Genomic DNA, 8,605 nt, shown 5'->3' with positions numbered 1-8,605 from the left:
GGCACCGAAACGTCCGCGACGCACACGCTAGGACGCGCGGCCGGGCGCCCCCAGTGGGCACAAATGACGACCCGCGGGGTGGTCAGAACTGCCCAGTGTCCCCGGCGATCACGTGCCGCCCACCATGGACGGCGTCACTAGTGGACAGCCCGGACGCCCGCCCCGACGGAGGGCGCTCCCACGGGCATCCGGCCCGATCGCAGCGGTCGCGGCCCCATCACGGTGTCGAGAGGAAGAGCCGGTCGTGTACCCGCATCGCCAGCCCCCGGACAACCCGCACCACGCCGTCCTGACCACCATCCCCTCCGACTCGCACACCTGGAACCTGCTCTTCCTGCAACTGCTGCTGGAGGAACAGGGCTGGGAGGTCACCAATCTCGGTGCGTGCGTCCCGGTCGGCGTCCTGGTCGAGGAGGCAACGGCCCGCATGCCCGGCCTCATCGTCGTGAGCACCGTCAACGGACACGGCGCCGAGGAGGCCCCGGCCCTGGCGCGGGCGGTGCGTGCCGTACCCGCGCTCGCCGAGGTGCCGCTCGTCGTCGGCGGCAAGCTGGACACCTCGGGCACCACGGCCCCGGACGTCCACGCCTCGCTCACCGAAGCGGGCTTCGACGCCGTCCTGACCGGCGCCAACGCCGTACCCGGACTGCTCGCCCTGCTGGACGCCCCGCCCGAGCACCGGCACGGAAGGTCCCACGCCGATGCCGTCCGCTGACCCCGCCCCCGCGGCGCCGTCCACCGCCCCCGCCGGCGGCGCCTTCCACCGCTTCATGGCCGAGGCCGCCCGCACCGGCACCCTCGTCGTACAGCCCCGCATGGGCTTCGCCGACCCCGCCCGGATGCGCACGGGCCTGATCGCCACCCGCGACGCCGACGCCACCACCGTCGGCACCGTCACCCTGGACAGCTTCACCCGCGTCGGCGACTACACCGCCGCCGCCCGCGCCGTCGCCCAGGGCCACCACCTCAACGGCTACCCGCTGGTCAGCATGGACGCCGAGACCACCACCGGCCTCCTCGAGGGCGTCCACGGACCCGGTTTCCCCGTGCAGGTACGGCACGGCTCCGCGCTGCCCGGCCGGATCGTCCAAGCCCTCGTCGCCGCCGGACTCGACGCCACCGAGGGCGGCCCCGTCTCCTACTGCCTGCCCTACGGCCGCACCCCGCTGGCCACCTCGGTCCGGGCGTGGGGCGAGGCGTGCCGCACGCTGGCAGCCCTGCGCGCCGGCGGCAGCGAACCGCACCTGGAGACCTTCGGCGGCTGCATGCTGGGCCAGCTGTGCCCGCCCTCCCTGCTCGTCGCCCTGTCCGTGCTGGAAGGCATGTTCTTCCGCCAGCACGGCCTGCGCAGCGTCTCCCTCAGCTACGCCCAGCAGACCAGCCCCGAACAGGACGAGGAGGCCGTCCACGCACTGCGCGCCCTCGCCGCCGACCACCTCCCGGACACCTCCTGGCACGTGGTCGTCTACGCCTACATGGGCGTCTACCCGGAGACCCGCACCGGTGCGCTCGGGCTCGTCGCGGACGCCGCCCGGCTCGCCGTACGCACCGGCGCCGCCCGGCTCATCGTCAAGACCCCGGCCGAGTCCGCCCGCATCCCCTCCATCGAGGAGAACGTCACCGCGCTGGAGACCGCCGCCCGCGCCGCCCGCGGCGCGCGGCCGGCCGGCCCGCCACCGTCCAGCGGCGTCGAGGCGGAGGCCCGCTCCCTCGTCGAGGCCGTCCTGAACCTGCACGACGACCTCGGCCAGGCCCTGATCCGCGCCTTCGCCCACGGCTACCTCGACATCCCCTACTGCCTGCACCCCGACAACGCGGGCCGCACCCGCAGCGTCATCTCCGACCGGGGCCGGCTCGAGTGGTCCCGCACGGGATCGCTCCCGCTCGGCCGGAGCACCGTCGTACAGCCGTCGAGACGGCTGACCTCGTCCGGACTGCTGCACGCGCTCAACCACATCAGGAACCGCTACGACGACCCCGCCGCCCGCCTCGGCAGGGCGAGTTGACCCCAGTGGCACCCGCCGCCGGCGCCGCTGCGGACCGGTGACGCCCGACCTGACAAGGACAGGACCGACATGACCATCCAGACAGACCTCCCGCCGGCACTCGACACCCCCACACTGCCCTCGCCGCTGGAACACCTGCGCGACCCCCGCACCCGGGCGGCCCTGCGCGTGCAGCAGGCGCTCGTGGCCGGCGCCCGCGCCTTCCTGCGCTCCGACGGCGCCGTGGAGATGGCCCACCCGGTCATCGGCCCCGTCACCGACCCCGGCTCGCGCGGCGCCAAGCAGGTCGACGTCGACTACTACGGCCACCGCTACAAGCTGATGACCAGCGCCATCCTCTACAAGCAGGCATCGCTGCTGGCCTTCGACCGCATCTTCCTCGTCGCGCCCAACGTCCGCCTCGAACCCGTCGAGACCAGCAGCACCCACCGTCACCTCGCCGAGTTCCGGCAGATCGACGTCGAGTACGCGGCCGCCACCCGCGACGGCGCCATGGACGTCGCCGAGCAGCTCGTCCGTCACGCCGTCACCACCGCCGTCGAGGAGTGCGGCGACGACCTCGCCGTCCTCGGCCGCGACCCCGACACCCTGCGCCGCCACGTCGCCCGGCCGTTCGCCCGCGTCCCGCACGGCGAGGTCGTCGACGGCCTGCGCCGCGACGGCTACCCGCAGGCCGCCGGCACCGAGATCGAGTGGCAGGCCGAGGAGCGCATCTCCCGCCAGGCCGACGCCCCGTTCTTCATCGTCGGCTACCCCAAGGGCTCCCGCGGCTTCTACGACAAGGAGAGTCCCGCCGAGCCCGGCACCCTGCTCAACTTCGACCTCATCGCCCCCGAGGGCTGCGGCGAACTGTGCAGCGGCAGCGAACGCGAATTCGACTATGCCACTCTCGTCACCCGGATGCGCGAGACCGGCGAGAACCCCGCCAAGTACGCCTGGTACCTCGACGTCGCCCGCCACGGCATCCCCAGCAGTGCCGGCTTCGGCATCGGCCTGGAGCGCCTGACCCGCTGGGTCACCGGCCTCGACTCCGCCTGGCAGACCACCGCCTTCCCCAAGATCGCGGGGGTCGTGTCGCCGTGAGCCACCTGACCGCACCCGGCCTGCCCGAGGACGCCATCCGCGCCCGGGCCCGCGACGGCGCCGCCGCCGTCTTCCCGCCCCTGGACAGCTACGGCACCACCGTCTTCGGCGCCGTCCCCGAACCCGCGGGCGACGAGATCGACGCGCTGCGCCTGGTACCGCCCGTCTTCATGCCGGGCCGCCTCGCCCGGCTCATCGACCTCGGCCGCGAACCCCTCTACTCCGACGTCCGCCTCGACACCGCCCTCGGCGGCTTCACCGCCCCGCTGCCCGTCTACCTGTCGGCGCTCGGCTCCACCCGCGTCGCCGGCACCAGCCTCGCCCTCAGCCGCCAGGCCGGACGCCTCGGCATCCCCATGGTCATCGGCGAGAACGTCGCCCCCATGAACGGCTTCCGGTCCGGCGCCGACGACCACCGCAAGGGCCTGCTGGAACGCATCCAGGCCTACTGCGAGGAACTCCCCGACGGCGTCGGCGGCATCTGCGTCCAGCAGAGCACCGAGGACGCCGACTCCGAGGTCTGGAACCACGTCTACAGCGACCCCGCCGTGACCGCGCTCCTGGCCTCCGGCCGCCTCGGCTTCGAACTCAAGGTCGGCCAGGGCGCCAAACCCGGCCTCGGCGGACTCACCATGATCAGCGAAGCGGTCGCCGCCGACCTCGCCGGCCAGTACGCCGTCGAACGGCTCGGCCCCGACGCCTCCTCGATCCTGCGCTGCGCGAGCCCCGGCACCTTCACCGACGAGATCTTCCGCCGGCAGATCCAGCTCATGCGCAACAACTACCCGCGCGCCCGCTGCTGGGTGAAGCTCTTCCCCGGCCGCGACGTCGGCCACGCCGCCACCGTCGCCTGGGACGCCGGCGCCGACGCCGTGGCCGTCGACGGCGCCGAGGGCGGCACCGGCTGGGCCCCGACCGGCTTCCTCGGCCACGTCGGACTGCCTCTCGCCGAAGCCCTGCGCCGCGTCGACCCCGGTGACCGCGCGCTCCTCGCCAGCGGACGCGTCTGGGACGGCATCCGCGCCGTGAAGCTGCTCGCCCTCGGCGCCCGCGCCGTCGGCCTCGGCCGCGCCGCCCTGATCGCCGCCGACGAGGACCCCGAGCACGGACTCGAACGCCTGCTGGACGCGATGGCACTGGAACTGCGCATGGCCGTCAGCTCGCTGGGCCGCTACGCGGCGGAGGAGACCGGCCCCGAGGATCTCTGGGAGCCCCGCTCATGATCTACGAGCACACCTACGAGCTGGTCACCGACGACCTCTTCGTCCTGCTGCCCCGGCTGGTGCCCGGCTCGGACGTCTTCCTGAAGATCGAGGGCCTCAACCCGGCCGGCTCCGTCAAGCTCAAGACCGCGCTGAGCCTCATCGAGGACGCCGAGCACCGCGGCGTCCTCACCCCGGGCGCCCGCGTCATCGAGTCCTCGTCCGGCAACCTCGGCATCGCCCTCAGCTCCGTCTGCGCCACCAAGGGCTACCGCTTCACCTGCGTCGTCGACCCGAACACCAACGCCACCAGCATCGACCACATGCGCGCCCTGGGCGCCGAGGTCGTCGTCGTCGACACCGTCGACGCCAACGGCGGCTTCCTCCAGTCCCGCATCGCCCACATCCGGCGCCACATCGAAGCCGACCCCACCGTGGTCTGGCTCAACCAGTACGCCAACCCCGCCAACCCCCGCGCCCACTACGAGCAGACCGCACGCACCCTGCTCAAGGAGACCCAGCACATCGACTACGCGTTCATCGGCGTCGGCTCCACCGGCACCTTCGTCGGCTGCGCGCAGTACCTGCGGGAGTTCTCGCCGCACACCCGGATCGTCGCCGTCGACGCCCTCGGTTCCATCATCCTCGGCGACGCACCCGGCCCGCGGCGCATCCCCGGCCTGGGCGCCAGCCGCATCCCCGAACTGTTCGAACCCGGCCTCGCCGACGACGTGGTCCTGGTCGCCGAGGAGGACGCCATACGCGAATGCCGGCAGTTCGCCCGCACCCACGGCCTGCTCGTCGGCGGCTCCACCGGCTCCGTCCTCGCCGCCGTCCGCCGCCGGGCCGACACCGTACCGGCCGGCTCCCGCATCGCCGCGATCTCCCCCGACCTCGGCGAGCGCTACCTCGGCACGGTCTACAACGACGACTGGGTGGCACGGAACTTCGGCGTCCCCGCCTGACCCCGCCCGCCCCGCCCGCCCCAGAAAGGCACACACCGATGTCGACCTTCCACGTGATCGACGGCTCCGTCGCCCAGGACGTCATCCGCTCCGCGCCGTCGGACGTCCTGGACATCGTGCGGGACACCTACCTCCAGCACAGCCGCGGCGCCACCGTGAACCCCAACAGCCACTTCCTGCGCTTCCCGGACGACCCCGGCGCACGGATCATCGCCCTGCCCGCCCACATCGGCGGGGACACGCCGGTCTCCGGCATCAAGTGGATCGCCAGCTACCCGCAGAACGTACGCCACAACCAGCCGCGCGCCTCCGCCGTCCTCCTGCTCAACGACGCGGAGACGGGCTACCCGTTCGCCTGCCTGGAGGCCTCCGGCATCAGCGCCGCCCGCACCGCGGCCTCCGCGGCACTCGCCGTGGAGACCCTCGCCGACACCGACAGCCCCAAGACCGTCCTCTTCGTCGGCGCCGGCATCATCGGCCGTACCGTCTCCGACTTCCTGGCGGCCCGCGACCTCAAGGTCCGCGAGTGCCTGGTCCACGACCACATCGACACCTACGCCGACACCTTCGCCGCCTACGCCGCCGACACCCACGGCTGGCAGACCCGGACCGTCGCACAGGTGGACGCCGGCCTCGCCACCGCCGACCTCGTCGTCCTCGCCACCACCGCGCCGGCCCCGTGGCTGACGGACGGCCAGACCCTGCTGCCGGACCAGCTCATCCTCAACCTCTCCCTGCGCGACATCCACCCCACCGTCATGATCAAGTGCCACAACGTGCTCGACGACATCGACCACTGCCTCACCGCGCAGACCTCACCCCACCTGACGGAGACGGAGTACGGCACACGCGACTTCATCAACGGCACGCTGGCCGACATCCTGCGCGGCGACGTGACCCTCGACCGCGACCGCCCCACCGTCTTCTCCCCGTTCGGCCTCGGCGTCCTCGACCTGGCCGTCGGCCACCACATCTACCGGACCGCCCTGCGCACCGGCCGCGCCACCGAGGTACCGGGCTTCTTCCCCGAGCTGAAGCGCTGGTGAGCCGGGCGGCACCGGCCGCATCCCCCGACGCCCCGGCCTCGCGCTCCCACCGACCACATCGGCGGGACCACGAGACCGGGGCGTCGCCGTGTGCACGGCCGGCCGGCACGCGCGCGGATACCGGCGCCGTTACGTCGCCGACAGAGGGCGCCTCGAGTGGACTCCTGGCGACGGGCGGGAACTAAATTGACGGAAGCCGTCGACGTCCTCACCGATGCCGCGGCTCTTTTCGAGGAGGTAGGCGACAGTCTGGGCGGAGCCAGGGTACTGGGCGTCTTGGGTCCCATCCAGATCAAGCTGGGCGGAGCCGAGCAGGCCGTCGGCTACTTGACCGAGGTCCTCGCTCACTGGAGGGAGCTGGGCGACCGCCACGCGGAGAGCGTCACGCGGGACACCCTCGGACTGGCCCTGGTCGGCGCGCGGCGACCGCCGCGCTGCGGCCTCCACCCTGAATGTCCTCGGCCACGCCCTCGCCGAAGAAGGCAGATTCGACGAGGCTGCCGACGTCGGTACCCAGGACGCGGCGCTCTGCCGGGAGCTGGGCGACCGCCACGGCGAAGCCATCGCGTGGAAGAACGTCGGGTTGATCCTTTGTCAGGTACGCAGGTTCGACGAGGCCGTCGAGGCTCTTTCCACCGCTGCTGCCATCTTTCGAGAGACCGGCGATCGGCGTCGCGAAGCCGACGTACGAGCCCAGGCAACACGGGCCCGCGCCTCGGGCAGGCGGCACGACTGACGGCCGTCCCCGACCCCAGTCCCTGAGCATCACTCTGATCACGGAAACCGCCTGCGCACAGCAGGACCAGGGGCCCGCCACGTGTCCGTGGCGGGCCCCTCGTCGGTTGCCGGGACGATCCTCGCTCAGGCCGGCAGCAGCTCCCGTACCCGGTCGGCGCGGGCAGCCGCGGTCTCCCGCAGCGCGCGGGCCACGAGGTCCAGCTGCTCCTCTCCCTTGACCATCTCCATGTGACGCCCCGGCATCGCCCGCAGGCTCAGACCCGCCGGGTACAGTCCACGCCAGTGGGCCGTGTACCGCGCCTCCGGCACCTCGTCGCCGCTGCCGTCGCGCACCGTGTCGCTGACGAACAGCGTCGCCCTGGCCGCCGAACGTCCGGGCCGGTAGGCGGCCAGCGAGCGTACCTCGGCCTCCAGCACCGCGTAGGGCAGCCACTCGTCGAGCGTGACCAGGTCCTCGCCGAGGTTCATCTCGGGTGCCAGGCGCCGCAGTTCCCGCTCCGTCACCGCTCGCTCGGGACCACGCTGGTCCTGGCCGCGGCGCCACAGCGCGCTCATCCGGTGGTAGGCCTCGGCGTGCCGCTGGAACCGGTCCCGCTGGTCGTCACCGGTCACCGCCGGCTCCAGCAGGAAGAGACCGGCCACCGCCTCCGGAGCCCGCACACCCATGGCGTGCGCGATGACCGCGCCGGTGGACCATCCGAGGATCGTGCACGGGCCCTCGGGCTGTATCCGCCGCACCTCCTGCCAGTACCGGTCCGCGATCGACTCGAACCCGACGAGCGGCGTCTCGTCCGCGTTCAGCCCCGGTGCCTGGATGCCGTACACGGTGAACGCGCCCGCCAGGCGGCGCGCGAGCGCCCGGTACGGATGGGTACTGCCGCCACCCGGGTGGACGCAGAACAGGACGGGCAGTGCCGGGTCCACCACGGACGACAGGAGCACCACCAGCCCGGCCGAAGCCGCCTGCGGAGCGTCCAGCACGGACGCCAGCTCCGCGACCGTGGGGTGCCGCACGATCTGCTGAAGGGCGACGCCCAGGCCGGCCTCCCGCAGCCGGGAGACGACCCGCACCGCGCTGATGGACTGCCCGCCGAGTTCGAAGAAGTTGTCGTGGATGCCGATGGTGTCGATGCCGAGGATGTCGGACCAGATGGTGGTGATGGCTTCTTCTGTGGTGTTGCGGGGTGCGGTGTAGGTGGCGGTGAGGTCGGGTCGGTCGTGTCCCGGTGCGGGGAGGGCTTTGGTGTCGACCTTGCCGTTGGGGGTGAGGGGCAGCTCCTCCAGCGTGACGTAGGTGGTGGGGACCATGTAGTCGGGGAGTTGCTGGTGGAGGTGGGTGCGGAGGTCGGTGGTGTCGGGGTGGGTTCCGGGGGTGGGGACGAGGTAGGCGACGAGGCGTTTGTCGCCGGGGGTGTCTTCGCGGGCGATGACGGTGGTGGTGTGGATGTGGGGGTGGGTGGTGAGGGCGGTTTCGATTTCGCCGAGTTCGATGCGGTAGCCGCGGAGTTTGATCTGGTTGTCGATGCGTCCGATGAATTCGAGGGTGCCGTCGGGGCGCCATTTGA

7 protein-coding genes are annotated in these 8,605 nt (G+C 72.5%); 6 read left to right on the top strand and 1 reads right to left on the bottom strand.

Annotation, left to right across the window (positions count from 1 at the left end):
- The first annotated feature begins 244 nt into the window (after window positions 1-244).
- The 6 genes from ACZ6CZ_RS18045 to sbnB all read left to right on the top strand — a co-directional run bounded on the left by ACZ6CZ_RS18045 (window position 245) and on the right by sbnB (window position 6,302).
- The gene (locus tag ACZ6CZ_RS18045; protein ID WP_469021701.1) at window positions 245-715 is read left to right on the top strand and encodes a cobalamin B12-binding domain-containing protein; all 471 of its coding nucleotides are present in this window, start codon (window positions 245-247) and stop codon (window positions 713-715) included.
- Window positions 702-2,006, top strand: coding sequence for a methylaspartate mutase (locus tag ACZ6CZ_RS18040; RefSeq protein ID WP_469021698.1), 1,305 nt, complete (start codon window positions 702-704; stop codon window positions 2,004-2,006). The genes ACZ6CZ_RS18045 and ACZ6CZ_RS18040 overlap by 14 nt, the downstream gene beginning before the upstream one ends.
- A 69-nt stretch (window positions 2,007-2,075) precedes the next feature.
- The gene (locus ACZ6CZ_RS18035) at window positions 2,076-3,089 is read left to right on the top strand and encodes an asparagine synthetase A (protein WP_469021695.1); all 1,014 of its coding nucleotides are present in this window, start codon (window positions 2,076-2,078) and stop codon (window positions 3,087-3,089) included.
- Window positions 3,086-4,312 (top strand): glutamate synthase-related protein, encoded by a 1,227-nt coding sequence (locus tag ACZ6CZ_RS18030; RefSeq protein WP_469021692.1) that lies wholly within the window; start codon window positions 3,086-3,088, stop codon window positions 4,310-4,312. The genes ACZ6CZ_RS18035 and ACZ6CZ_RS18030 overlap by 4 nt, the downstream gene beginning before the upstream one ends.
- A complete protein-coding gene (gene sbnA / locus ACZ6CZ_RS18025; protein WP_469021690.1) occupies window positions 4,309-5,256 on the top strand; it encodes a 2,3-diaminopropionate biosynthesis protein SbnA in 948 nt (315 codons plus the stop codon). The genes ACZ6CZ_RS18030 and sbnA overlap by 4 nt, the downstream gene beginning before the upstream one ends.
- 38 nt (window positions 5,257-5,294) lie before the next feature.
- Entirely contained in the window at window positions 5,295-6,302 is a 1,008-nt protein-coding gene (gene sbnB / locus ACZ6CZ_RS18020; protein WP_469021687.1) for a 2,3-diaminopropionate biosynthesis protein SbnB, read from the top strand.
- Window positions 6,303-7,163: 861 nt separating this feature from the next.
- Here the strand turns inward: sbnB and ACZ6CZ_RS18015 are convergent.
- On the bottom strand, window positions 7,164-8,605 hold a 1,442-nt coding region (locus tag ACZ6CZ_RS18015; RefSeq protein ID WP_469021685.1), incomplete at its 5' end, for an alpha/beta fold hydrolase.

Source organism: Streptomyces sp. NPDC041135 (assembly GCF_055592085.1).
This window is presented reverse-complemented; position numbering and strand designations above follow the sequence as displayed.